This is a genomic window from uncultured Duncaniella sp. (genome assembly GCF_910577345.1).
GTDB lineage: Bacteria > Bacteroidota > Bacteroidia > Bacteroidales > Muribaculaceae > Duncaniella.
On sequence record NZ_CAJTMT010000008.1, the window covers coordinates 13,262 to 40,227 of the forward strand.

Below are 26,966 nucleotides of genomic sequence, written 5' to 3' on the forward strand. Positions count from 1 at the left end.
CGAACGGATATGGCTAAATAAAAACGGCGTAACCGATTGGCAACGCTGTTTTTATCTGTTGGGTCCTGTTGATAGAACCAGAAACATATAAATTATAAAGTTTTCGGTTTACGCTTAAATCTGAGAAAAATAGATATTGATATTTCTTGATTAACTCAAAACGTAAAGTCCATTATAGTCCACAAGCTTGTTTAAGTAAATTGAGCATCTCTGCCTCATGCTTTGAGCAAGTTTCATCCCGCCACAATTTGCTGTCTTCGGTCGTTATTTTACTCATTCTACGAAGTTTTAAACTACCTTTGCTAATCATCTCTTGGAAAGTTGATTTCTTTGCACTTGGATGCATATTGGAAAATTTGGAGTTTACGTTTCTTTGAATCAAGCATAAGTTACCGAAGCGATTCACACCTTCTGCTCTATCGTCTTCCCAACGAGGGAAACTTCCTTCAGAAGGATTACGAGGATACCAATGTTCCACTGAGTTCCGGAATTCAAAATCAAAGTCTTCGTTCTTATCTTCCCTCCAAAGCAAGTAATCGAGATAGTTGAGAACCATATGACTTGTAGCAACACCTAAATATAGATTGTGTTCATCGCTTAAGAACTCGACAACCGGCTTCTGGGCTATATTATTTACCAATTCTTTATAAATCCATCCTTCCTTTACTCGGGACATGAAATAGTCTGTCAACCAGATAAGAAGATCAGTAATCCAGTGCATGACTTTGGGAGATGTGTAGGACACACGCATTGCAGCCTGAAGCATAAGAATCTCTTTATTGCATTCTGCATTATAGCGTTGACGGAGAGCCACTACCTTAGTGAGACTGTATATAGCTTTCTTGTTTCCTCCCTGACCAGATGAATACATTTCTTTAAGACTCCATTCCCCGTCTTGAGCCGTATCACCGATAAACTCACGCTTGATAATATACCGATCAAACAAAAAGCGAGTTCTCAACAGATAGATTCCAAATTCTTTGACAAAAGAGGCTGAATCGATTTCCTTGTCATTAATTCGTCCGTTGTTTAGTACTTGCTCAAAAGCCTCAACCAGTTTTTTGTCATCCAACATTTTATCAAGCAAAGGAGTTGTTGATGTAATATTTTTTGAGTGAACAAAGACTCGAAGGGTGTGCAGAAGGAAATATGGAAAATCAATGACGCTCTCGAATCGCGCTTTTTGATTTTCCTCGTTATACCCTTTCTCAACTTCTATTTTGAAGTCGTCTTTTATAGCCTCTATCATGGAATAGCCCTTATCCGGAGTCTTGGCTATTGATAAAGAAGTATACTTTTTTAGTTTTGCGCAGGGTATCTCATTCCAGCAAGTTCCAAAAATTTCTTCTCGCACAGTCTTTGAAAAATGCATCTGGACGTATCCATCCATATTTCTGCAAGCATCCCAGATTGTAGCAAATATTGTTTGCCACTTCTTGTTGCATTGGAGATGAGCCATTAATTTTGCTTTGAGTACATCACTTTGTTCCAATTGTTCACCGCGAGTATTCATTATCTCGAAATAATGGTTAAGGTCAGTATGTTCGGGCACTTCTATTCGGTAAATAACGGTTCTGCTAAGTTTTTCCTTTAGTATGTTAAGATCTATAGAAGTGAGCTTATCTTTAATAATTTTATAGCCAGTCACAAGTTCCTGCTGAATTCTATTATTGTCAATCAATTCAGTCGATGTCTCAGATACAATCGTTCCTATGTGGTTCAAGGTATAATTACTTTTGTCTCTACAATCAAAACGCAGGGCAGTGAATTCTTCATTCTTGAATTCTTCCAGAAAATTCAGCAATAGGAAGATGGTTGTCAATCGTTGTTGTCCATCGATGACTTCAAACGCATTTTCTCTACGATGTACAATAAGTGAACCTATGAAGTATTGCCCGGTGGGTGGTATGTCCATTATGTCATCAATTAGTTGGTTGATGTGCTTATCTTCCCATGCATATCCGCGCTGATAAAGCGGGACAAAATAGCGTTCACATGTAAATATATTAGTGTCTTTGTTTATGATGTGTAGTTCAGTAACCATAATTATCGTTTCATGTTTTTTAGAAGTTCAAGAAGCCTGTTGCGCTCATCTTTACAATTACTGGCTGAGATCTCATTCGGGATGCTTATAATTATATTGCCAATATTTGAATGGATTCGAGTCTGTGAGATAATGGAAAAAATAGGTAGGCTATTGTTAATGCCATCTCCTACAGCGTATTTATTGATTGAATCAAACGACAAATTATCAAGCTCGACACGCAACATGAAGGCCCACATGAAGAGTTTTTTCATAGCCAACGGATCAAGGACATGAAATCTATCATAGTACAACAGAAGAGTCGCTTTATAGAGTTTCCTAACATGCTTCATTCCAATGCTACACTGCTTGTTCTCAAAAAAATCGCGCATCTCCAATAGGTTTTGATTATTTTTTAATTCGGCTTCTATGTTACCTATTAGTCGAAGATAATGTTCTACCATTTCAAAGAAGTTACTGCCTGCGATAAATGGTTCCGTTATCTGAAAACAGGGCATTGACCTATAGGTGCGATGTGCAAAAGTATATGAACAATCAAGCGCAACACCTTTGTATGTGTCAATGTCTTTATTTGTAAATTCCCATGTTCTACGACCTCTAGACCAATTCCATATTGGAAAAAGGTAGTCGCTAAAAAGTTCTCGTATTTTAATAACTTCTTTTGCCTCCCATTTAGTTACGGCATATTCCATATCGTAAGAATTGCCTTGTATTTCTCTAAGGTGATATGCTTTAAGTAAGTCATGAGGATCAAGAGCTCGGCCACGTGTGTTCTGTGAATCAAAAAGCTGGAAAGCTTCAGACTCTTTATCAACATATATTACAACTACTTCTAGTATATCTTTCATTGATTTAAGAAATTCGAATTTATCCTTATCCTTGCGGAGAGAGAACCACTCTTTGATGCATTGGTAGTTTTGATGGAGATGAGTTAAAGTAATTTTGTCTTCAAAAGTACAGTTCATAATACAATTATGAAAAGACGCATCCAAATAGTGGTTTAGTAGTGTAAGAGAAATCATACGCTGTTGGCCATCAACCACATTTAGCATATTTCTCTCTCTATGCAATATTATAGTGCCAATTCGATATTTAAACTCTGGATATCTTCTTTTCTCAATAATTGCGTGTTCAATGTCCAAAAGCAAATCCGTTATATTTTGAACGCTCCATTTATATGGACGCTGATATCTAGGAATGCTTATGTCTTTTCTTAAGCAATCATTTACAGGAATAATTTCAATATTATTCTTGATCATCATATATGTTACTATCTTTACATTGTTGAGAAACCGTTTCTATAACAAGTCGTTCTGTGAGAATTCGCATTGTTTCAAAAATTGAGAATGACATTGAATCCTAATGTGTATCTCTCTGATAATATTTGCCGTGAATCATGTCTTTTGATTTTTTACAATCCACTTCACATGCTTGGTAGAGCCGGTGCGCGAGAGAATCTGCTTGTCTTTTAGTGATTTTATTACACGGTCGATGGTACTGGTGGAGAGGCCAATTGTTTCTGCGAGCCGGGCTATGGAGATGCTGTTGTCGGCCATAATGGATTTCAACACGGCTGTTTCTTTCAGAGATAGGTCTTCGGGCATCACGCTTGAAACGTCATTTTGAGGTTTCAACGCTTCTGAAACATCATTTTGGGGTTTCTCGGATTGCCAACGGATGTGTAGGTAGCGGTTTTTCAGTTCGTTGGTTTCTCCGAGTAGAAGGTTGCGGAGAAAGAACACGAGATATTCTATTGTTGGCTCAATCCCTTTGGCTACATTACGATAGTTGGCTCGAACAAGAGCATTACGGAAATACCATGAATGAGCCTTGAACATATCATTCTCTGCCTTGTAGCCTAGTGAGCGAAGATATTTGATGGTGAATACAGCTGTGGTTCTCGTATTACCCTCAGGGAAAGGATGTATCTGCCACAATCCGGATATGAATCGGGCGATATGTTCGATTATCTGCTCTTGTGACAAGCCTCTATAGGAGAATTTTCGCTCTTGCTCCAAGTCATATTCAATGGTGCGGACAAGGTCTTCATTCGGGCCATAAAGCACCGAAGCACCATCGAGCACCCATTCCTTCTTGGTGATGTCATAACGACGGAACTCACCGGCGTGTTTCATTGCGCCCTTAAATATGCGGCGATGTATGCCTGCCAGCCCGGCTACACTGAACACAAAAGCATCAGTAGAAAGCTCTCGCACAATATTTTTAGATACCTCGTCAGCTTCCTTCACATCTTCAGGTATATCACGGGCAGCTTCGCTCTGATAATATGTTTTGATGAGCCTATCAACGCCATCAATGTCCACATCCCCCTCGATGTGGCGTTTGGCCGTCTCGACGAGATAGTCTGACACTTCCAGCCCATCCACCTTCTGTAGCCCGATGGCCGTCTGCCACAGCTCCGCCCGCTCCTTCGGTCCCGGCTCGGTGGCGCGTAGATATTGTTCAAATTCATCGTAGTGCTCCATGAATGCAAATTTAGGATAAATATTTAATAAAACAAAATGGAGTGCAACCGATTAGGTCACACTCCATTTTGAAGTTATATTTTTTAGGGATTACTTCACTTCCTCGAATATCGAGAGTGTTGGTTAATAGAGTATTATGTCTACGTGTTCCAAATATGACAATTCTAAAATCTATTGTAAGCAAGTTAGATCAATAATACCTGCCAGCAAAGGTTAAGGCATATTCAAGAAGTCACGGAGAGAAAGCATTTTGATGCCGTTTTGGGTATTTGGTGCCGAATCGCGTAGTGTGACAACCAACTTTTCGTAATTGTCGCCAATCGATTCGAGATTGCCAAACTCGCGGTCAGCAGTAGCTTTGTCATAGACATTTACCGCAACTTGAATGTACTTACGCTCACCGTCTTTTTCAGCTACAAAATCAATTTCTTTGTTCTTTGAAAGCACACCGACCTTTATGCCGTAACCATCTCCTGACAATTTGTTGTAAATGACGTTTTCGAGTATTGCCCCAATATCCATTGGCCGATAGCCTATAATAGAATTGCGTATTCCGATATCTTCGAAATAATATTTTTCACCTATCTCAAAGAATTTCTTGCCCTCTATATCCCATCGTCGTACTTTATTAGTGATATAGGCATCGCAAATATAGTCGGCGTATGTTTGCACGCTGTTCACAGTCCCGGATACACGTTGTGATTTCAGGTAATCTGCTATCCGTTTTGCGGTGAAAATTTGTCCTGTGTTGTCGGCCAGGAAAAGTAGGAGTCTTTGTAGAAAATCATTGTTGCGGATGGAATGTCGGCTTACGATGTCTCGGTAAACCAAAGCATCGGTAATCCCAGCTAGATATTCATTCCATGTATCGCGCTGGGGCAGATTCCTCAAATATGGCATTCCTCCAAATCTCAAATATAGGTCTAAATTTTCATCTGAATCTTCAAGTGAATGAAACAGAAGAAACTCATCGAAACAAAGAGGATGCACTCTAATCTCTATGCTTCGTCCGGCAAGCCGCGAGGCGATTTCGGAAGATAACATCGATGAATTGCTTCCTGTGACATAGATGTCGTTCCGTGCATCGAGACATAGTGAACGAATAACCTTGTCAAAATCCTCAATTTCCTGGATTTCATCAATGAATATATAGTTCATGGATGAATCTGATATGTGCCTGACAATTTCTTCGTTTAAATCAGACGCGCTTTTGATATGCGAAAAAGCAAAATCCTCGAGATTGATGCGAATGAAATTGGAAGTTGAGGATGACTGACGGAGCTTCTCCTCAACGGAATTTAATATACAGCTCTTCCCAACGCGCCGTTGTCCCGTCAGCACTTTTATCACACCCTTAGCTTCATATCTCAAAATCTTATCAAGATATTTTGGCCTCGGGATATTTTCTATTGTTTTAATCATATTCAAAAGTTTTTGCAAATATAGCTATTGTTTTGAATATATCAAAAAATGTTTATACACAAAAATTTCTGAAATCTTTATGGCACCTTCATGTGTCACTTTCATCAATATAAAAAAAGAACAATCCATACAAAAAGGGTTGCAATCGCAAGGACTGCAACCCTTTTTTGATGGATTATATGTATTCAGTTACATTACTTCACTTCCTCGAATTCGACGTCGTCGACGTGGCCTTCGCCGGGGTTGTTGGACTGGGAGGCGCCGGGGTTAGGACCTGCCTGTGCGCCGCCTGCTGCCTGCTGGGCGTTTAGGATTTCCTGCTGGATAGCTCCGAAGGTGTTCTGGATTTCGCTGATAGCCGAGTCGATGGCTGCGATGTCCTGAGCCTTGTGGGCTTCCTTGAGTTTGTTGAGGGCGTTGTCGATCTGAGCCTTCTTGTCGGCAGGAATCTTATCGCCGAGTTCCTGAAGCTGCTTCTCGGTCTGGAAGATTACGGTGTCGGCATGGTTGAGCTTGTCGATTTTCTCCTTTTCCTTGGCGTCGGCAGCGGCGTTGGCTTCGGCTTCTTTCTTCATACGTTCGATTTCTGCGTCGGTAAGACCGCTTGATGCTTCGATACGGATGCTCTGTTCCTTGCCTGTTGCCTTATCCTTGGCCGATACGTTGAGGATACCGTTAGCGTCGACCTCGAAGGTAACTTCAATCTGAGGTATTCCACGGGGTGCGGGTGCGATTCCGTCGAGGTGGAATTTGCCGAGGGTCTTGTCGTCCTTGGCCATGGGGCGTTCGCCCTGGAGGACGTGGATTTCAACTGAAGGCTGGTTGTCAGCTGCGGTTGAGAATGTCTCGCTCTTGCGGGTCGGGATGGTTGTGTTGGCTTCGATCATCTTGGTCATCACGCCACCGAGGGTCTCGATACCGATTGACAGAGGCACAACGTCGAGAAGAAGCACGTCCTTCACATCGCCTGAGAGGACACCACCCTGAATTGCAGCACCTACGGCTACGACTTCGTCGGGGTTAACACCCTTAGAGGGTGCTTTGCCGAAGAATTTCTCAACAACCTGCTGGATAGCGGGGATACGGGTCGAACCGCCGACGAGGATGACTTCGTCAATGTCTTTCGGGGTCATGCCTGCGTCCTTGAGGGCCTGCTCACAAGGCTTGATTGTTGCCTGGATGAGCTTGTCGGCAAGCTGCTCGAACTGTGCACGGGTGAGGGTCTTCACAAGGTGCTTCGGGCCTGTTGCGGTTGCAGTGATGTAGGGGAGGTTGATTTCGGTCGATGTGGTCGACGAAAGTTCAATCTTAGCCTTTTCAGCTGCTTCTTTCAGACGCTGGAGGGCCATTGCGTCTTTGCGGAGGTCGATGCCTTCCTCTTTTTCGAATTCGTCAGCGAGCCAGTCGATGATTACGTGGTCGAAGTCATCGCCACCGAGGTGGGTGTCACCGTTGGTTGACTTCACTTCAAATACGCCATCGCCGAGTTCGAGGATGGAGATATCGAATGTACCGCCACCGAGGTCGAAGACTGCAATCTTCTGGTCCTTGTCTGATTTGTCAAGACCGTAGGCGAGGGCTGCTGCAGTAGGCTCGTTTACGATACGCTTGACGGTGAGGCCTGCGATTTCACCGGCTTCCTTGGTGGCCTGACGCTGTGAGTCGTTGAAGTATGCGGGGACTGTGATGACAGCTTCGGTCACTGACTGTCCGAGGTAATCCTCAGCGGTCTTCTTCATTTTCTGAAGAATCATTGCGGAGATTTCCTGCGGGGTGTATTCGCGTCCGTCGATGTCGACACGGGGTGTATTGTTGTCGCTGCGGACCACTTTGTAAGGTACGCGGTCGATTTCTTTTTCAACCTGATCATAAGTTTCGCCCATGAAGCGCTTGATCGAGTTGATTGTACGTTTAGGGTTGGTGATGGCTTGACGCTTTGCGGGGTCGCCGACTTTACGCTCGCCGCCGTCAACGAATGCTACGATTGAAGGAGTTGTGTTGCGGCCTTCGCTGTTAGGAATAACGACGGGGTCGTTGCCTTCGAGGACTGAAACGCATGAATTTGTGGTTCCAAGGTCAATACCGATAATTTTTCCCATAATGAGTTAGAATTTTTATGTTGTTTATTAATTTATTACTTTTTGGTGCGGATTGGAGTTGGCAGCGGGTTTCGCGGGCTTTCCTTTCCGACAGTCATAAATGTAACAAATTTTATGCCAAAATTGTTGATGAAAACTTAACTCGCTTTTTATCAAAAAATTGTAAAATGTCTGACATGACAAAATTGCTGACATGTCATGTCAGTAATTGCAGTCGTGGTGACTTAAGCATTGTCGAAGCAAACGTTGCATGGGATTGGCATGGATGCTTTGGGGACGCTTTGTAGACGCTTTGGGGACGCTTTGTAGGGACGCTTTTCAAAGCGTCCGCAAATGAAATACATCGTCAAAATGTAATTGTCAAAATGCGTAATCGTGGAATTATACAGTATTTACAAAAATAGGTGTGACGCAAAATTTGCGTCACACCTATTTTGGGTTGTATTTCGTATGTTGTATTTTGTATATGGGGTATATATTTTATATGTATTGCCGGATGTATTTTATTGGCGGACGCTTTGAAAAGCGTCCCTACCGGGGATTCATTCAACGCGTCTACTCGGGGTCAGAGGAGTTCGATGCCTGCCTCGGCGCATTGTCTGATTTGCTCTTCGGGCCAGATGGATGCCTGGACTTCGCCGATGTGGGCTTTGTGGAGGAGGAACATGCAGAGGCGGCTCTGGCCGATGCCTCCGCCGATGGAGTAAGGCAGACGGCCTTCGATGAGCATTTTGTGGAAGGGGAGTTCCCGACGTTCGGTGCAGCCACGAATTTCGAGCTGCTCGACGAGTGATTCGGGGCTTACACGGATGCCCATTGATGAGATTTCGAAGGGGATTTCGAGTACCGGATTCCAGAGAATGATGTCGCCGTTGAGGCCGTGGTAGCCATCCTCGTTGAGCGAGATCCAGTCGTCGTAGTCGGGTGAGCGACCGTCGTGGGGTTCGCCGTTTGCAAGCGGTGCGCCTATACCTATAATAAATACAGCCCCGTTTTCCTTGGCTGCTATCGCCTCGCGTTCGCGCGGAGTCTTGTCGGGGTAGCGCTCGGCGAGTTCTTCAGCGTGGATGAAGGTGATTTCGGGGGGAAGTACCGGAGTGATGTGGGGGAAACGCTCGAATACCATCTGCTCGACTTCGAGGAGAGTGCGGTAGATTGTCCTGACGGTGTCCTTGAGGTAGGCGAGTGTGCGGTCCTCCTTGCGTATGCTCTTCTCCCAGTCCCATTGGTCGACGTAGAGCGAGTGGATATTGTCGAGGTCCTCGAAGGTACGGATTGCGTTCATGTCGGTGTATAGGCCATAGCCGGGAGCGATGTCGTAGGCACCGAGTTTGTAGCGTTTCCATTTTGCGAGGGAGTGGACAACTTCGGCTGTCTTTCCGCCCATCGCGTCGATGGAGAAGCTGACGGCCTGTTCGGTTCCGTTGAGATTGTCGTTGAGTCCGGTGCCGGTGAGGAGGAAGAGTGGGGCGGTGACTCGGCGCAGCTTCAATTCGCGTGCAAGGGTGGTCTGGAAGGCATCCTTGACCATCTTGATTGCTACTTCGGTGGTTTCGGGGAGGAGTTTGCGGTGATATTTCTTGGGGAGAATGAGTGGCATGTCAATTGTTTTTTGAGATGAATTGTAGTGTTTATGTGGCAAAGGTATAGCTTATATGTGATATATGCAAGCAAAATGCAATTAAAATTGCTAAAATTGTTTCAAAATGGCGTGAAAATTACAAAATATCTGACTTTTGGCTATTTCTCTTCCGCTTTGGAATAAAATATGGCCTTACGGTGAAAATTAGAAATAAAAAATATAAATTTGCAGTAGGAAAATTAGACCTTTAATCCTCCTATGACACTTGTGCAAGACATCAACGAGGCTGTCGCCGTCCTGAAAAGGGGCGGTGTGATACTTTATCCGACCGACACCGTGTGGGGCATCGGCTGTGACGCTACCGACTCCCGCGCCGTAAGGCGGGTGTTTGAAATCAAGCGCCGAGCCGATTCCAAAGCGCTCATAACCCTTGTGGCCGACATCGCTGACATCGGACGTTTCACTTCGGTTGACCCTCAGACAGCTCTGAGGTTGACGGAAGAGACCGGTCGTCCGACGACAGTCGTATATCCCGGTGCCCGTGGGCTTGCTCCCGAACTGCTTGCCGAGGATGGAAGCGTCGGGATTCGGTTGACGCGCGAAGAGGTGTCAGCCAATCTGTGCAGGGAGTTTGGCCGTCCGTTGGTCTCGACCTCGGCCAACATCAGCGGTGAGCCTCCGGCTGCGGTGTTTTCCGAAATCTCTCCGGAGATACTTGATGCTGTCGACTATGTGATGGAGGCCCGTCGCGATGACTGTTCGCGCTCACTCCCATCGCGTATTGTGAAGGTCAACCCGGAAGGGGAAATTACGGTCATAAGGCCATAGGTATATCCGGTTTAATTTCCATTCCAATTCCGTTTTTTATTTGCGGACGCTTTGAAAAGCGTCCCTACAGAGTCAACGAACACCAGGAGCCAACGAAACCCAAGAGAGAAGGTCCCCAGGAGTCAACCAATTCCAAGAGTCAACGAATCCCCAACAATGCAATGAAGCGCATCATCTACATAGCTGCCGACTATCTCTCCACGATTGCGGGAGTGCTGGCCTTCACATCGGTGCGTTTCCTCTTCGTGGCCGACATCCGTGAGCGCTATGCTGAGATGGCAGCTTTCTTTGCGTCGCCGGGTCTGAGGTTGACACTCGCCCTCTTTCCGCTCTTCATGCTCGGGCTCTACTATCTGTCGGGCTACTATGTCAAGGTCACTTCCAAGTCGAGGGTGACGGAATTTCTCTCCACCCTTGTCAGCGTTGGGCTTGGCGCGTTTGCGTTTTTCATGGTGGTGCTTCTCAACGACGTATTGCCACAGCGAAGGTTGAACTATGAGATACTGCTGCTGTTTTTCGTCTGTCTCTTCGTGCCTGTCTATCTGACGCGTCTTATTGTGACAAGTGTCTTCAAGGCCCGCGACAGGAAGCCCGGAGGCGAGGGCGTGGTCGTCATTGCAGGGACCGACGGAAAGGCTGGCGACGTGGCTGAAGTGATGCGCCGCAGCGACAAGAGTGTCAGTTCCATCCTCCGCCTTGACTCCTCGGGGCGCAGTGAGGACGGACGGCCAGTCGGGAGCGACATCCTGCGCGACGAGCTCCGCCGTGCAGGGGCCGATGCCTTCGTTGTTGCCCTTCCACCCGACAATCCTGGACTCTCGCTCCACGTCCTCGGCTGTCTCTATCCACTCGACCGGCCCATATATATCAGTCCCGATGACTATACGCTGCTTGTCTCGAAGGTGACCTACGACAATCTCCTCTCCGAACCGCTGATGGACATTTCCCGCTCCTCACTTCCGGATTCGGTTGTTGCGATGAAGCGTGCGGCCGATGTGGCCGGTTCGCTTGTCGGACTTGTCATCACTGCTCCGGTTATCGCTGTGCTCGCCATGATGGTGAAGATGAGTTCAGCCGGCCCTGCCTTCTATTCGCAGGAACGCATCGGCTATCATCGCAAGCCGTTCAGAATCTACAAGCTGCGCACAATGACGGTGGATGCTGAGACCGATGGGCCTGCTCTTTCGGCCGACGATGACCCCCGCGTCACTCCCCTTGGGCGTGTGATGCGCAAATATCGCCTTGATGAACTTCCGAACCTTTGGAACGTCCTGCGGGGCGACATGTCGCTCGTCGGGCCTCGTCCCGAACGTGAGTTCTACCTCTCCCGTCTGCGTCTCCTCGCCCCTCACTGCGCCCTGCTCCATCAGGTACGCCCCGGACTGACCTCGCTTGGCATGGTGAAGTTTGGCTACGCCTCCTCGCTCGACGACATGGTGGCCCGTCTGAAATATGATTTGCTTTACATTCAGAATATATCCGTCTCGCTCGACCTCAAAGTGATTTTCTACACCGTCCGCACCATCTTCCGTGGCGAAGGCAAGTAGGGGAGCGCTCTCCGGTCCGAGCCCGACACACCACATATATTAATAGATACAACCCGAAGGAAACGATCATGACAAAAGTTATCAACAATATAGGCCGCGGTTTCAATGACGCATTCATGGCGCTGCTCGTCTGGCGCGAACGCCACATCAAGGAGAAGACCTTCGTCATCATCCTCGCGCTCATCGTGGGAATTGTGGCGGGTGTGGCCGCCCTCGTCCTGAAGACGCTAATCCATCTCATCAGCACCACCCTCACATCGAGCATTAATATTGACGGAGGTAGTTACCTCTATCTCATCTATCCGCTGATAGGCATCCTCCTGACGATGCTCTATGTCAAATACATTGTCCGCGACAATATCTCCCACGGTGTCACCCGCGTGCTCTATGCCATCTCACAGAACAAATCGAGGCTGAAACGCCACAACATGTACACCTCCGTCCTCGCCTCGTCCATCACCATTGGTTTCGGCGGATCGGTCGGAGCCGAGGGCCCGATTGTCTATACCGGTGCAGCCATCGGGTCGAACCTCGGGCGCGTTTTCCGCATGTCGCCTCGCATCCTGATGATTCTCGTGGGTTGCGGAGCCGCCGCAGGCATCGCGGGCATCTTCAAGGCTCCGATCGCTGGTATGCTTTTCACCCTTGAGGTGCTGATGCTTGACCTCACCACCGTGTCGGTCATGCCATTGCTTATAGCATCCATCACCGCAGCTACGGTGGCCTACGTCTTCACCGGCTATGATGTCGAGTTCTTCTTTGTGCAGAGCGAACCTTTCGTCACCGCCCGTATCCCCTTTGTCATACTCCTCGGACTCTTCCTCGGCTTCGTGTCGCTCTACTTCACACGCTCAATGAACATGATGGAAGGCGTGTTCCGCCGCCTCGGCAAACCGTGGAAGAAGGTGATTGTCGGTGGTTCAATCGTTGCGCTCCTCGTCTTCCTCTTCCCCCCGCTCTACGGCGAAGGCTACACCTCCATCACCGAACTGCTCAACGGCCAGACTGAGTCGATTGTCAACAGCTCCATCTTCTACAAGGACCGTGACTCCGTCTGGTGGATTCTCGGCTTCATTGCCGCCCTCGTACTGCTCAAATCATTCGCTACAGCTTCGACCAACGGCGGTGGAGGCTGCGGCGGTACCTTCGCCCCCTCGCTCTACGTCGGCTGTATGGCGGGCTTCTTCTTCGCCTACTTCCTCAACACCGTCTTCGGTCTCGACCTCTCGACCAAGAACTTCGCCCTTATGGGCATGGCAGGGGTGATGTCGGGTGTCATGCACGCACCCCTCATGGGCATCTTCCTCACGGCAGAGCTGACCGGAGGCTACGACCTCTTCCTCCCGCTCCTCATCGTCTCGGCCATCTCATACGGTACCATCAAATTCTTCGAGCCATACAGCATCTACACCATGCGTCTTGCTCACGAAGGCAAGCTCATCACCCACCATAAGGACAAGGCCGTCCTTACTCTCCTTAAAATCGACAATGTCATCGAGACCGATTTCGTGTCCGTCCGTCCAGAAATGAACCTAAAGGAAATGGTAGGAGCCATCTCCCGCTCCTCGCGCAATCTTTTCCCTGTCATCGACGCGCAGGGTGCGCTTCTTGGAGTGGTGTTGCTCGACGAGATACGCAACATCATGTTCCGTCCCGACCTTTACAAGCGCATGTACGTCAACCAGTTCATGACCCTTCCTCCGGCTGTGGTCGATGTCGGGCAGAGCATGGAGAGCGTGATGAACGCCTTTGACGATACCGGTGCATGGAACCTCCCCGTGGTCGACGGTGGACGCTATGTCGGCTTCGTCTCCAAATCCAAAATCTTCAACTCCTACCGCCGCGTCCTCCGCCACTATTCAGAGGACTGATATAATGCTCTGTAATAATGCCTTGTAGGGACGCCCTGTGATAACTCCCTGTAATAATGCCTTGTAGGGACGCTTTTCAAAGCGTCCGCCACCAAAATCCAACAGGCGTGGTATTATCTCCCACTGCATCCTCATTCCACCCCAATTTAACGGGTATTATCCATCCAACGGTGTCCATCCAACGGTGTTATCCATCCAACGGGTATTATCCATCTGCGGACGCTTTGAAAAGCGTCCCTACAATGGGTCCCTACAAACTGTCCCGTGTATACCGATTCCCGTTCCCTACCGGCCTTGGAGGTGCTTTCCGATGTATTCGAAAATCGCTGAATTTCCGGGGCGTGGAGGATTGGAGTCGGTGATGTTTCCGGCGGGCGAAATGAGCCTGTAGGAAGGGAAGCCGGTCATGGCCATGGTGGTCATGATCAATTCGCAGGCGTCATCATCCGTGACGATATAGTGGTGACAGTTGGCGGGACTGTCAACGGTCAGTCGTGCCCATGCCTTGAGGTCAGATTTGAGGGCGATACTGACGAAGATGACATTGTCATCGGCAAAGAATTTTGCTACTTCCGGCATACTCTCATGAGCCGCACGGCATGGACCGCACCATGTGGCCCATAGGTCAAGGTAGACGAGTTTGCCCGGATAGCGGTTTTTGATGAGTGATGCGAGGTCAGTGTGGTCGGTTGGTGAGGGTTTGCCGTCGCGGAGTTCGTGGATATTTCCCGGGAGAGTCACAGCGCTAAGAAGAGCAGTGTCAACAATACTCTCGCCATAGATGGCAGCGTGGCGGGCAGGGTCGGCAAAGAGCTCTATGCCGATTTCCGGCATGGCGAGCTCAACGATTCTGTCGGTGTCATTTCCGGAAGTCTCATTTGAGCTGTTTTGCGATGAGGCTGCGAGATTGTTTTCCCGGATACGATCAGCGACAAATGTCAGAAGCAGATCGCGCATCGGGCTTTTCGGATGGTGTCGGAGTATGGCCTCAACTGTTTTCTCCGGGGTACGCTCATGCCGACTCAACTTTGACAGATAGTTGCTCAGATGTGAGAAAAACAACATTTCGCGGCAATTGGCCGGATTGGCCATGTCGAATACCGAGTCACGGAAAATAGAGAGAGCATCTTCGCTCGGAATTTTTGAGGTATAGGAGAGGATTCCGTTGGCAATCTGGAAGAGCGCTGTCCTTTCGAGCAAGTCTTTAACGTCAGGGTCTATCCCGACCGAGTCAGCGTAGGCCGAAATCGTGCTGTTGGCAGTCTTGACCATCGAGTGTAGTTCGTCGCGGAACTCTTCGAGGGGGAGGTCAGTCGAACTGAAAGTCAGGTTGAAGATGGGGCTGAGAGCCCGGTAGGCGGGGCCAAACTGATTGTTGAAATCAGCCTTGTCGCCACTGTGGATAGGTGCGGCCTTGAGATTGCAGGCATCTATGGTGAGATAGAGCGAGTCGCCCGGTGCGGCGTAAGTGCAGTAGAACTTTCCCGCGTAATATATTGTGAAATTATGGGCAAAAGGGAGTTGAAGCTCTGCACGGAAGTTGCCGAGCGAGTCGATGCGGGTGGCATGGCGTTTAAGGCTCCTCCCCGGATTGCAGTCAATAGGAGTGATAACACCGGGGGAATCAGCTGTAAGATTCTTGACATGGCCGCATATCACCACGCTCTTTGTCTGCGGAGCGTTGGCAACCATAGCCAAAGGATTGCACACAGCAACCGCACCAACGGCCGCCAATCCTATAGATTTTATTATATGTTTCATGTCGATTTTAGCATTTCGTCCACGATTAATAGGTCGTACTTTGTAACGCTCTGTTGCGCTCAGTTACGCTCAGTTACGCTCTGTTACGCTCTGTAGGGACGCTTTTCAAAGCGTCCGCCGATAAAATCCAACAGCCGATGAAATCCAACAGCCGATGAAATCCAACAGCCGATGAAATCCAACAGCCGATGAAACTCAACAGCCAATGAAATCCAACAGCCTATGTCCACGCCTGGAATCATTCCGTCCCATCCAGGTGTTATCCATTCTCGTTCCGGACGCTTTGAAAAGCGTCCCTACAAAGCCGCTCCTCAAAACCAAAGCCGCTCCTCAAAACTCACAACTCAAAACTCACAACTCAAAACTCACAACTCTCAAATAACTATCTTCCCCGAGTTGCGTTCCTTGATGATTCCGTGGCGGAAGGCATAGAGGAGCTCGGTGAGTTCGTCAATCTGGCTCTGGAGGATTTTACCCTTGTCGGTATCGCGGACGCGGATACGCTGCGAGGTTTGCTCTACCATCTTGGTGGAGCGCACGATGTCCGTACCGCTGCGGATGGCCTCCTCCTCGGAAATGAAAGGCTCATGCTCGACAAGCTCGAAGTTGCTGCTGTGGTAGATGAGCGTGTAGCCCGCGATGCCGGTCGTCTTGTGGTAAGCCTTGGCAAAACCGCCGTCGATGACCATCAGTTTGCCGTTGGCGCGGATGGGGCTCTCGCCTTTCTGCGTGCGGACGGGGACATGGCCATTGATGATGTGGCGCTGGGAACCTTCGACCCCGAATTCGTCGAGAATCATGTCGCACACCTCCTCTTTCTGGCGCAGTGAATAGTAGTGGCCCTTCTCCTCGCGGTGAGCTTCGGGGTCCTTGATGAAGTAGCGTTCGAAAGTGGTCATGCGGCTCTTGTCGAAGAGGGGAGAGTCCGGGCCGCACCATAGATACCAATAATAATCGCGCGCGTAGTCTTTCTCGTCGTGTGGAGTGTCGTCATTGAAAGCCGAGCGGACGAGCATCCCGATTTGGTGGAACAATTCGCGTCCGCGGTATTTGGCTCCGTTGACTGTCACATCCTTCAGTGTCCCGTCGGCGTTGAGGGGCATGGAGGCGTGGAAAAGGAGGTTGGAATTGTAGATTCCATACATGCAGCCGTGGCTGAACAGGAGCGATATGTGGCGCTTGAGTCCGGTGCTGACGGTGAATGAGTGGTGGAGTTTCTTGATAAGCTCCTCCTCCTCCGGGGTAAGACGGTAGGGATCCTTGGGGTCGATGGTGGGGAAATTCATGTCGGCCATCTCGTAGGTCTTTCCGTCGACCACGACTGTCCCCTTGGCGAAGTCGATTTTGTCGAGGAGGTTGCGGTCGGTCATCTCCCATTCGGGATGTTTGAGGGTCATTGCCCCTTCGAGCTTGAACTGGATGACAGCTATGGCCTTGTGCATCTGCGCCATCAGGCGGAGTGTCTTTTCGGGATGCTCGGTCTGCTCCGCGTCCACTCTCGGTGCGAACTCGGTGCAGGGGTCGTCGGCGTATGTCTCCATCGCCATTGTCGCGAGGGGGAGGAGGTTGATTCCGTAGCCGTCCTCGAGGGTGGTGAGGTTGGCATAGCGGAGCGAGACACGGACCACATTGGCGATGCAGCACTCGTTGCCTGCGGCGGCTCCCATCCAGAGCATGTCGTGGTTGCCCCACTGGATGTCCCAGTTGCCGTAGTTTGCGAGGGTGTCCATGATGAGATGTGCGCCCGGTCCTCGGTCATAGACGTCGCCGAGGATATGGAGCTGGTCGATGCTGAGTTTCTGGATGACCTTACACATGGCCACGATGAAGGCATCGGCCTGGCCGGTAGTGATTATGGTCTCGATGATGCGGTTGAAATAGGCCTGCTTGTCATACTCTCCGCGCTCCTCGTGGAGAAGCTCCTCGATGATGTAGGCAAACTCCTTGGGGAGCGCTTTGCGGACCTTTGAGCGGGTGTATTTCGATGATACGCTCTGGCAGACCTTGATGAGCTGATGGAGAGTGATGTTGTAGAAGTCCTCCATGTCCTCCTCGGTCGAGCGGACAATCTGCATCTTCTCTTCGGGGTAGTAGATGAGCGAGCAAAGCTGACGGATTTCGTTCTCTCGCATGGATGTCCCGTAGATGTCGGTGACCTTGCGCTTGATGTTGCCCGATGCGTTTTTCAGAATGTGGCGGAAAGCCTCGTGTTCGCCGTGGAGGTCGGCCACGAAGTGTTCGGTGCCTTTCGGGAGATTGAGTATGGCTTCGAGATTGATGATTTCAGTGCTTGCCGAGCTGACGTCGGGAAACGTCTGGGCAAGAAGTTCGAGAATCCGTCGGTCGTTTTCGGCCTGCTGTGCGGTGACCTTTGTGTCGATGGGTGACATGGTGCTTAGATTTGATTTATTTCGGGCAAAATTAAAAATAAATTTGTAATCCCCGCAGAAATGAGTCGATAAAATTTGACTTATTGTAGTTTTCTCGGGCCGGAAATTAATTTTTACAAGTTTTAAGTGGCTAAATTTTGAAGGCTCTGTTAAAATTATTAATTTTACCACCGAATTTGCAAACATTTAGCGCAATCACCTTAAATGCCTGAAACTTATTAATCTATGCATATATGGTAAATTTCTCACTTGAAGGCAAGGTCGCCCTCGTCACCGGCGCTGCCTACGGAATCGGACTTGCAATCGCCCAGGCCTACGCTGAGGCAGGTGCAAAAATCGTGTTCAACTGCTCACGTCAGGAAACTGTCGACCGCGGCCTTAAAGCTTACAAGGAACTCGGCATCGACGCCAAGGGCTATCTCTGCGACGTCACTGACGAAGAGGCCGTGAAGGCAATGGTAGCTGACATCGAGGCTACAGTCGGTACAATCGACATTCTCGTCAACAATGCTGGTATCATCAAGCGCATCCCCATGGAGGAAATGGCTGTCGAGGACTTCCGCCGCGTGGTCGACGTTGACCTCATCGCCCCCTACATCTGCGCCAAGGCCGTCATCCCCGGCATGATCAAGAAGGGCCACGGCAAGATCATCAACATCTGCTCCATGATGAGCGAGCTCGGCCGCGAGACTGTCAGCGCATACGCTGCTGCAAAGGGTGGTCTCAAGATGCTCACCCGCAACATCTGCTCGGAATACGGCGAATACAACATCCAGTGTAACGGTATCGGCCCGGGCTACATCGCAACTGACCAGACCGCTCCCCTCCGTGAAATCCAGCCCGACGGCAGCCGTCATCCCTTCGACCAGTTCATCATCTCCAAGACTCCCGCCGCACGCTGGGGTACTCCCGAGGACCTCATGGGACCCGCTGTCTTCCTCGCTTCGGACGCATCTGACTTTGTGAACGGCCACGTCCTCTATGTCGACGGCGGCATCCTCGCCTACATCGGCAAACAGCCCAAGTAATGGAGGCAGTATTCGCTTACGTCATCTCGCTCGGTGCAGCGGTGATGATGCCTATAATCTTCCTTATCCTCGGTCTCTGCATCGGTCTCGGCTTCAACAAGTCGCTGATGAGCGGTCTGAAAGTCGGTGTCGGCTTCATCGGCCTCGGTATCGTCACCGCCCTGCTGACCGACTCGATGTCGGACCCTCTGAAGACCATCACCAATCTCTATGACCTACAGCTCAAGGTGTTCGATATGGGCTGGCCTGCAGCGGCTTCCGTGGCCTACAACACTGCTGTCGGTGCCTTCATCATCCCCGTCTGTCTGGGCGTCAACATCTTGCTGCTTCTCATCAAGGGTACGCGCACTGTCAACATCGACCTCTGGAACTATTGGCACTTCGCCTTCATCGGCGGCGTTGTCTATTTCGCTATCGGTTCAATCGCATGGGGCTTCTTCGCCGCTATCATCTGCTACATCATCACCCTTGTTGTAGCCGACGTGACCGCTCCCAAATTCCAGAGCTTCTACCGTGACGTAGACGGCATCAGCATCCCGCAGCCCTTCTGCGCAGGATTCGTGCCTTTCGCCTGGGGTATCAACGCTGTTCTCGACCGCATCCCCGGCATGAGCCGTCTCGAAATCGATGCTGAGGGCCTCAAGAAGAAGTTCGGCATTGCCGGTGAGCCCCTCTTCCTCGGAATCGTGGTCGGTATCGTCATCGGTTGCCTCCAGTTCGATTCGTGGAACGCCATCGTCGACAATATTCCCAAGATTCTCATGCTTGGCGTGAAGATGGGTGCCGTCATGGAGCTCATTCCCCGTGTGACAGTCCTCTTCATCGAGGGTCTGAAGCCCATCTCCGAGGCTACCCGCTCGATGATTGCCCGCAAGTTCAAGGGTGCCGAAGGTCTCTCGATCGGCATGAGCCCCGCTCTTGTCATCGGTCATCCGACCACTCTCGTTGCCTCGATTATCCTCATCCCCGTGACCCTCATCATCGCGGTCATCCTTCCGGGCAACGCCTTCCTTCCGCTGGCCTCGCTCGCAGGTATGTTCTACATCTTCCCGCTCGTGCTTCCCTACACCAAGGGTAGTGTGCTGAAGACCCTCGTGGTGGGTATCGTGGTGCTTGTGCTCGCGCTCTACCTCGTCACTTGGATGGCCCCCGACTTCACCAAGGCCGCCCATGAAGTGGCCGCAGCCCATCCCGACGACAAGGCCGTGCAGGTTCCCGAAGGCTTCCTCGCAGGTTCGCTTGACTTCGCCGGAAGTCCGCTCGGAGCAGCCATCTACTGGTGTATCGAAGGCTTCAAGTCAATCAGCATCTATGTCGGAGCCTCCATCCTGACTGTCTTCACCGCAGGACTCGTCTGGTGGAACCGCCGCCGCATGATGCGTCTCGAAGCCGAGCGCCCCGCATCGAGCCACATCACGGACTGATACCAACTCCACACTCAGATAATCACCGATTCAAATAAATATTGAAACATCACTCATGAAAAAAATATTAACAGCTATCGCACTTATGGGAATGTCACTCTCAGGCATGGCGCAGACCGAATACTCAATCCTCCGTGCCTGCCATCCCGATGACGTAAAACATTACGACACCGAGCAGCTCCGCTCACACTTCATGATGCCCAAAGTCATGGAGGAGAACAAAATCAACCTCACCTACTCGATGTATGACCGTCTCATCTACGGTGGCGTTGTCCCCGTCGGTAAGGAAGTGGTTCTCGAAACCATCGACCCCCTGAAGGCAAAATACTTCCTCGAGCGCCGCGAACTCGGTGTTGTCAACATCGGCGGTGACGGCATCGTGACTGTCGACGGCAAGGAGTATGAACTCCACTTCAAGGATGCGCTCTATGTCGGCCGTGGCAAGCAGAATGTCAGCTTCCGCAGCAAGGACAACGCAAATCCCGCCAAGTTCTACATCAACTCTACACCTGCCCATAAGGAATACAAGACCCAGCTCATCACCATCGACGGCCGCAAAGGCTCCATCAAGGCCAACTGCATCAAGGCCGGTTCGCTCGAAGAGTCCAACGACCGCGTTATCAATCAGCTCATCGTATCCAACGTTCTTGAAGAAGGTCCCTGCCAGCTTCAGATGGGTCTCACCGAGCTTAAGCCCGGAAGCGTGTGGAACACAATGCCTGCCCACACCCACGACCGTCGCGTCGAGGCTTACTTCTACTTCAATGTCCCCGAAGGCAATGCAATCTGCCACCTCATGGGTGAGCCTCAGGAAAACCGTCTCATCTGGCTCCACAACGAGCAGGCTGTGATGGCTCCCGAATGGTCGATCCACGCTGCTGCAGGAACCTCGAACTACATGTTCATCTGGGGTATGGGCGGTGAGAACCTCGACTATGGCGACATGGACAAGATCACCTACCTCGAAATGAAGTAACCACCTCCCTCTTCCATTCATCACATTCACAACAAATCTTTAATCATCCTATAATCATAAAAAATTATCATGAAAGTCGTAACTTTAGGCGAAATCATGCTTCGCCTTTCTCCCGAAGGAAACCATCGCTTCGTGCAAGTTGATAACTTTGACGTAATCTGGGGTGGCGGTGAAGCCAACGTGGCTGTAAGCTGTGCCAACTATGGCCTTGACGCATACTTCGTGTCAAAACTCCCCAAACATGAAATCGGTCAGGCCGCTGTCAACGCCCTCCGTCGCTATGGCGTACACACCGACCACATCGCCCGTGGCGGTGACCGCGTAGGTATCTACTACTGCGAGACCGGTGCTTCAATGCGTCCTTCAAAGGTCATCTACGACCGTGCCAACTCAGCTATCGCCGAGGCTGATCCCGAGGATTTCGACTTCGACGCAATCATGGAAGGTGCCGACTGGTTCCACTGGAGCGGTATCACTCCCGCTATCAGCGACAAGGCTGCCGAGCTCACCCGTCTTGCCTGCGAGGCTGCAAAGCGTCACGGCGTGACTGTATCTGTCGACCTCAACTTCCGCAAGAAACTCTGGACAAAGGAGAAGGCTCAGTCAATCATGCGTCCCCTCATGCAGTATGTCGACGTATGTATCGGCAACGAGGAAGATGCTGAACTCTGCCTCGGCTTCAAGCCCGATGCTGACGTTGAAGGCGGCGAGACCAACGCTGAAGGCTACAAGGGCATCTTCAAGGCTATGGCCAAGGAATTTGACTTCAAGTATGTCATCTCTACCCTCCGCGAATCTTTCTCAGCTACCCACAACGGCTGGAAGGCTATGATCTACAACGGCGAGGAATTCTACGAGTCGAAGCGCTACGACATCAACCCCATCATCGACCGCGTAGGTGGTGGTGACTCATTCTCAGGTGGTGTCATCTACGGCCTTCTCACTATGCCCAACCAGGGTGAGGCCCTCGAATTCGCTGTTGCAGCTTCTGCCCTCAAGCACACCATCCCCGGTGACTTCAACCTCGTCACTGTAGACGAAGTTAAGGCCCTCGCCGGCGGTAACGCCAATGGCCGCGTACAGCGCTAAGGAACTTTTGAAAATCAGTTCTCTGTTTTAATTAATCCAATCACCCGTGTCATCCACAAAAGGATTACACGGGTGATTTTTATTGCTTCTGTCATGTAACTTTTTGGGGTGAGATTGCGTCTAATGATTAAAAGAAGCGGGTGTATTTCCACTCTTAAATAGATAAACCATATAAATAATCCACCGTATCATAAAATCCCATTCATCTTATGAAACATTCTGTGAAATTTGGTAACTGGTCTATAGGCCTTTCGGTCGGGAGTTTGTTAATAATGACAATAGGTTTAATCGCCTGTGCCGATCGTGACGAGACGGTGCTTCTATGGACATTGGCGGCAATAATGGTCATCTGGTGTTTCGTCGCTCTTTTCTATGCTCCGATGGCTGTCTCGGTCGATGACAGCACACTGAGCATCCATCGTTCGCTCAGAATAAAGGAATTGCCTCTCGCCGAAATAGAATCGGTGAAGCTTTGTCAGCCCACGATGGCCGAGAAACGTATCTGTGGCAGCGGAGGATTCATGGGCTACTGGGGATGGTTCAGCGAACGTGACCTCGGCAAATATTTTGCATACTATGGCAAAGCATCCGACTGCTTTCTCGTCACGATGAAAGATGGTCGCAAATACATGCTTGGCTGTCAGAACCCCGCTGAAATGGTAGACGCTATCAACGCAAGGCTGACAGCCTGAAAGTGGAGGTGTGCGTATGTTACGCAGATGGAGTTAGAAATGTGTATTTATTGATTTCCTCCGTATAAACCCTCCAATCTTTCCCATATTTTGGCGGCTTGCTTTCCTCGGTTTGGATAATCGGGAAAAATTGAGTAATTTTGCAGTTCTAAAATCAAGTAAAATATGGGATTCTTCAATTTCTTCTCACGCGAAAAGAAAGAGACTCTTGACAAGGGTCTTGAAAAAACACAACGTGGTCTTTTTGACCGTCTTTCCCACGCGATTGCCGGAAAATCGACCATCGACGACGAGGTTCTCGACAATCTGGAGGAGGTCTTCGTGACTTCCGATGTCGGGGTCGACACCACGCTGCGCATCATTGACCGCATACAGGCGCGTGTGGCAAGAGACAAATATGTCGGCTCGTCGGAGCTTAACCGTTTGCTCTGCGAGGAGATAGCCGACATGCTTGCCGAGAAGAGCGAGGAATCTTCAATGGACGATTTCACTGTTCCCGCCTCCCACAAACCACATGTCATCATGGTGGTCGGTGTCAACGGCGTAGGCAAGACAACCACTATCGGCAAGATGGCCGCGCAGTTCAAGAAAGCCGGCAACAAGGTGGTGCTTGGCGCTGCCGACACCTTCCGTGCGGCTGCCATCGAGCAGCTTGAGGAGTGGGGCAGAAGGGCAGATGTCCCCGTCATCAAGCAGAAGCTTGGTGCCGACCCTGCTTCGGTGGCTTTCGATACGCTCCAGAGCGCCATCGCCAATAATGCCGATGTGGTAATCATCGACACCGCAGGTCGTCTCCACAACAAGAAAGGCCTTATGGATGAGTTGACTAAGGTCAAGAACGTCATGCAGAAGCTCGTCCCGGAAGCTCCCCATGAAGTGCTTCTCGTCCTCGACGGCTCAACCGGACAGAACGCTTTCGAACAGGCCAAGCAGTTTGTGGCCGCGACTCAGGTCAACGAACTTGCCATCACGAAACTCGATGGTACGGCCAAGGGCGGTGTGGTCATCGGCATCAGCGACCAGTTCAAGATTCCCGTGAAATACATTGGCCTCGGTGAAGGCATCGAGGACCTTCAGGTGTTCCACAAAAAGGAATTCGTCCAGTCGCTTTTCGGAGAGAAGTAAGAGTGAGGATGTGTCCGTTTCCCCATGGGGAATACTGAAAACCGTCCTTGAACAATACAGCTTTCAATCATCGGCCCCCGGAGGGCTGTCAAGACTATAATGGTAAAAAAGATTGCAGTCATAACGCTTGGTTGCTCGAAAAATCTTGTGGATTCGGAGCGTCTGATGAAGATGCTTGCCGACGTGGGCTATGATGTCACCGATGCGGCTTCCGAAGAGTTCATAGAGAGCGAAGGTGAGAAAATCGTGGTCGTCAACACCTGCGGTTTCATCGGCGATGCCAAGGAGGAGTCCGTCAACGAAATTCTCGCATGGTGCGAGGCCAAGACCGAGGGTGAGATTGATGCCCTCTATGTGATGGGTTGCCTTTCGCAGCGCTATGCCAATGAACTTCCTGCGGAGATTCCCGAAGTTGACAAGTGGTATGGCAAGACCGACTGGGCAGGCCTTGTCGGCGAGCTCGCGCACCGTGCGCCCGGAAGCGCCCCCTACGACCGCGTGATAACAACCCCGCGCCATCACGCCTATCTGAAGATTGCCGAGGGGTGTAACCGCTTCTGCTCGTTCTGCGCCATCCCGCTCATCACCGGTCGCTACAAATCGCGTCCCGTCGAGGAGATTATCGACGAGGTCCGTATGCTCGTTGGCCGAGGTGTCAGGGAGTTCAATGTTATTGCGCAGGACCTTACCAACTACGGCAAGGACCTCTACGGCAAGGTAGAGATTGCCCGTTTGGTCGACGAGATGGCCAAGGTCGAAGGGGTCGAGTGGATACGCCTACACTATGCTTACCCCAAGGACTTCCCTCTGGAGCTGCTCGACGTTATGGCGTGTCACGACAACGTCTGCAAGTATCTCGACATCGCTCTTCAGCATGTCTCCGATACAGTGCTTGCCAATATGCGTCGCCACATCACCGGCAAGGAGACCCGCGAGCTTCTTGCTGAAATCCGTCGCAGAGTTCCCGGCATCCACATCCGCACCACCCTCATGGTCGGTTTCCCCGGCGAGGGTGATGAGGAATTCGAGGAGCTGGTCGACTTTGTCAAGGAGCAACGCTTCGAGCGCATGGGTGCCTTTGCCTACTGTGAGGAGGAGGATACCTTTGGAGCAAAGAATTTCACCGACGACATTCCTGCCGAGGTCAAGCAGTCGAGGCTTGAACGCCTCATGGCCGTGCAGGAGGAAATCTCGCTTGCCATTCAGGAGGCCAAGGTTGGTGAGGTGATGCGCGTGGTCGTCGACCGTGAGGAGGATGAGTTCTATGTCGGCCGCACCCAGTTTGACTCCCCCGAAGTCGACCCCGAAGTTCTAATCAAGAAAACCCTTCCGCTGAAGCGCGGAGAGTTCTATAATGTCAGAATCACGTCGGCGCTGCCATTCGAACTGATGGCCGAGCCTGTTAGCGATAAACTTTCATGAAAATGACCGGACTTACAAGGGATGCCGTCAACGCCTGTCTGTTGAACCGAATCCCTTTTGTTCTGTATGCACTTCCCGGAGAGGATGATTTCAAGTTCTATGCTTCTCCGGTCGGGAAGTCAGGGCGCTCGGAGGCCTTTGCCGACCCTGCCGCCGATTGTTTTTTCATAAATTTCTTTGACAATGACGAGCCCTATACCCCGGGTCTGTCATTCACAATGGATGCAGCCTCGCTTCTGAGCTACTGCGAGGGAGAGCCTGCGCCACAACCGCTTGCCGAGATACGTCCGCGCATCCCGTCGACCTTCCGTGCGAGCTACCACGACGCTTTCTCGCGCATCATTCCCCGTCTGAAAGCCGAGGGGGGCAAGGTAGTGCTGTCGCGCCACCGTACCATCCTCACGACGGTAATGCCCGTGAATGTGGCTGAGGATTTCTTCAGTCTCACCGACACAACCTTCCGCTACATGGCCTACACTCCCGAAACAGGATTGTGGATAGGCTCAACCCCTGAACTTCTGCTCGAAAGCGACTCGCGCAGCCGTGAGGTGAGGACTATGGCTCTCGCAGGAACCCGTCCGAGCGACGACGATACTCCCTGGGACGACAAAAACATCTATGAGCAGTCGCTCGTCACCGACTTCATCGCCGAGACCTTGAAAAAGGAAGGGCTTGACGTGACGGTCGACGACCTTTCCGAGCGCCGTTTCATCAACATCAAGCACCTCTGCACGGAGATTACCGCCCGCGGAGCCGACGACATCCCCGCGCTCTTGTCGGAGCTGAGTCCGACTCCGGCCGTGGCAGGCTATCCGCGCGACGAGGCTATTGAGGAAATCAGCCGCTATGAGACCCACCGCCGCAACTGCTACGGAGGCTATGTCGGGGTGAGGACCGGGGACGACTATCATGCCTACGTCAATCTTCGCTGCTGTTTCATGGCCCCCGTTGTCCTGATGGACAGTCAGTTCGGTTGGCTCTGCAACCTCTATGCCGGAGGTGGCATAGTGGCCGCTTCAAAAGAGGAGGAGGAGTGGAACGAGACCGGTGCTAAGACCGCAGCGCTTGCCTCGATACTCCTCGGACGCGACAGCTCCACTGGCCATGAAGGTCCGGAACTGAATTCGCAGACCGTCCGCTTCATCGACAGCCCGATGGAATTCTGAAGCCGCCAAAGCTG

At 50.5% G+C, this 26,966-nt stretch carries 19 protein-coding genes; 11 read left to right on the forward strand and 8 right to left on the reverse strand.

The features are described 5' to 3' along the window. Window positions 1-172: 172 nt before the first annotated feature. The 6 genes from QZ310_RS05140 to asnA all read right to left on the reverse strand — a co-directional run bounded on the left by QZ310_RS05140 (window position 173) and on the right by asnA (window position 9,651). Entirely contained in the window at window positions 173-2,044 is a 1,872-nt protein-coding gene (locus tag QZ310_RS05140; RefSeq protein WP_297071080.1) for a DUF262 domain-containing protein, read from the reverse strand. 2 nt (window positions 2,045-2,046) lie between these two features. Then, a complete protein-coding gene (locus QZ310_RS05145) occupies window positions 2,047-3,306 on the reverse strand; it encodes a DUF262 domain-containing protein (protein ID WP_297071083.1) in 1,260 nt (419 codons plus the stop codon). Window positions 3,307-3,438: 132 nt separating this feature from the next. Continuing rightward, window positions 3,439-4,530 (reverse strand): Fic family protein, encoded by a 1,092-nt coding sequence (locus QZ310_RS05150; protein ID WP_297071085.1) that lies wholly within the window; start codon window positions 4,528-4,530, stop codon window positions 3,439-3,441. Between the two features lie 213 nt (window positions 4,531-4,743). Continuing rightward, window positions 4,744-5,952 (reverse strand): ATP-binding protein, encoded by a 1,209-nt coding sequence (locus QZ310_RS05155; protein ID WP_297071087.1) that lies wholly within the window; start codon window positions 5,950-5,952, stop codon window positions 4,744-4,746. Window positions 5,953-6,146: 194 nt separating this feature from the next. After that, window positions 6,147-8,051, reverse strand: a complete 1,905-nt coding sequence (gene dnaK, locus QZ310_RS05160; protein WP_297071090.1) for a molecular chaperone DnaK — start codon at window positions 8,049-8,051, stop codon at window positions 6,147-6,149. Between the two features lie 565 nt (window positions 8,052-8,616). Continuing rightward, window positions 8,617-9,651, reverse strand: a complete 1,035-nt coding sequence (gene asnA, locus QZ310_RS05165) for an aspartate--ammonia ligase (RefSeq protein WP_297071092.1) — start codon at window positions 9,649-9,651, stop codon at window positions 8,617-8,619. A gap of 240 nt (window positions 9,652-9,891) precedes the next feature. On the opposite strand from asnA, the gene QZ310_RS05170 reads away from it, so the two are divergent. The 3 genes from QZ310_RS05170 to QZ310_RS05180 all read left to right on the forward strand — a co-directional run bounded on the left by QZ310_RS05170 (window position 9,892) and on the right by QZ310_RS05180 (window position 13,879). Next, window positions 9,892-10,461, forward strand: coding sequence for an L-threonylcarbamoyladenylate synthase (locus QZ310_RS05170; RefSeq protein ID WP_297071094.1), 570 nt, complete (start codon window positions 9,892-9,894; stop codon window positions 10,459-10,461). 161 nt (window positions 10,462-10,622) lie between these two features. Beyond that, window positions 10,623-12,008: a sugar transferase gene (locus QZ310_RS05175; protein WP_297071096.1), complete on the forward strand. Its 1,386-nt coding sequence runs from the start codon at window positions 10,623-10,625 to the stop codon at window positions 12,006-12,008. 68 nt (window positions 12,009-12,076) lie between these two features. Then, window positions 12,077-13,879: a chloride channel protein gene (locus QZ310_RS05180; protein WP_297071098.1), complete on the forward strand. Its 1,803-nt coding sequence runs from the start codon at window positions 12,077-12,079 to the stop codon at window positions 13,877-13,879. Window positions 13,880-14,164: 285 nt separating this feature from the next. On the opposite strand, the gene QZ310_RS05185 is transcribed toward QZ310_RS05180, so the two are convergent. Next, window positions 14,165-15,640 carry a thioredoxin-like domain-containing protein gene (locus QZ310_RS05185; protein ID WP_297071100.1) on the reverse strand — a complete coding sequence of 492 codons (1,476 nt, stop codon included), beginning with the start codon at window positions 15,638-15,640 and terminating at the stop codon, window positions 14,165-14,167. A gap of 374 nt (window positions 15,641-16,014) precedes the next feature. Continuing rightward, window positions 16,015-18,030: a fructose-1,6-bisphosphatase gene (locus tag QZ310_RS05190; protein WP_297071102.1), complete on the reverse strand. Its 2,016-nt coding sequence runs from the start codon at window positions 18,028-18,030 to the stop codon at window positions 16,015-16,017. Window positions 18,031-18,263: 233 nt separating this feature from the next. On the opposite strand from QZ310_RS05190, the gene QZ310_RS05195 reads away from it, so the two are divergent. The 8 genes from QZ310_RS05195 (at window position 18,264) to QZ310_RS05230 (ending at window position 26,952) form a co-directional block, all read left to right on the forward strand. Continuing rightward, a complete protein-coding gene (locus tag QZ310_RS05195) occupies window positions 18,264-19,058 on the forward strand; it encodes a gluconate 5-dehydrogenase (RefSeq protein WP_297071104.1) in 795 nt (264 codons plus the stop codon). Then, window positions 19,058-20,482 carry a PTS transporter subunit IIC gene (locus QZ310_RS05200; protein WP_297071106.1) on the forward strand — a complete coding sequence of 475 codons (1,425 nt, stop codon included), beginning with the start codon at window positions 19,058-19,060 and terminating at the stop codon, window positions 20,480-20,482. Before QZ310_RS05195 ends, QZ310_RS05200 begins: the two co-directional genes overlap by 1 nt. A gap of 55 nt (window positions 20,483-20,537) precedes the next feature. Continuing rightward, window positions 20,538-21,458 carry a 5-dehydro-4-deoxy-D-glucuronate isomerase gene (kduI, locus tag QZ310_RS05205; RefSeq protein ID WP_297071109.1) on the forward strand — a complete coding sequence of 307 codons (921 nt, stop codon included), beginning with the start codon at window positions 20,538-20,540 and terminating at the stop codon, window positions 21,456-21,458. 63 nt (window positions 21,459-21,521) lie between these two features. Continuing rightward, a complete protein-coding gene (locus QZ310_RS05210) occupies window positions 21,522-22,547 on the forward strand; it encodes a sugar kinase (protein WP_297071234.1) in 1,026 nt (341 codons plus the stop codon). A gap of 272 nt (window positions 22,548-22,819) precedes the next feature. After that, a complete protein-coding gene (locus QZ310_RS05215; RefSeq protein ID WP_297071110.1) occupies window positions 22,820-23,239 on the forward strand; it encodes a PH domain-containing protein in 420 nt (139 codons plus the stop codon). 165 nt (window positions 23,240-23,404) lie between these two features. Beyond that, window positions 23,405-24,364 carry a signal recognition particle-docking protein FtsY gene (gene ftsY, locus QZ310_RS05220; RefSeq protein ID WP_297071113.1) on the forward strand — a complete coding sequence of 320 codons (960 nt, stop codon included), beginning with the start codon at window positions 23,405-23,407 and terminating at the stop codon, window positions 24,362-24,364. A 99-nt stretch (window positions 24,365-24,463) separates the two neighbouring features. Next, window positions 24,464-25,786 (forward strand): 30S ribosomal protein S12 methylthiotransferase RimO, encoded by a 1,323-nt coding sequence (gene rimO / locus QZ310_RS05225; protein WP_297071114.1) that lies wholly within the window; start codon window positions 24,464-24,466, stop codon window positions 25,784-25,786. 2 nt (window positions 25,787-25,788) lie between these two features. Beyond that, the gene (locus QZ310_RS05230) at window positions 25,789-26,952 is read left to right on the forward strand and encodes a chorismate-binding protein (RefSeq protein ID WP_297071116.1); all 1,164 of its coding nucleotides are present in this window, start codon (window positions 25,789-25,791) and stop codon (window positions 26,950-26,952) included. Window positions 26,953-26,966 lie beyond the last annotated feature (14 nt).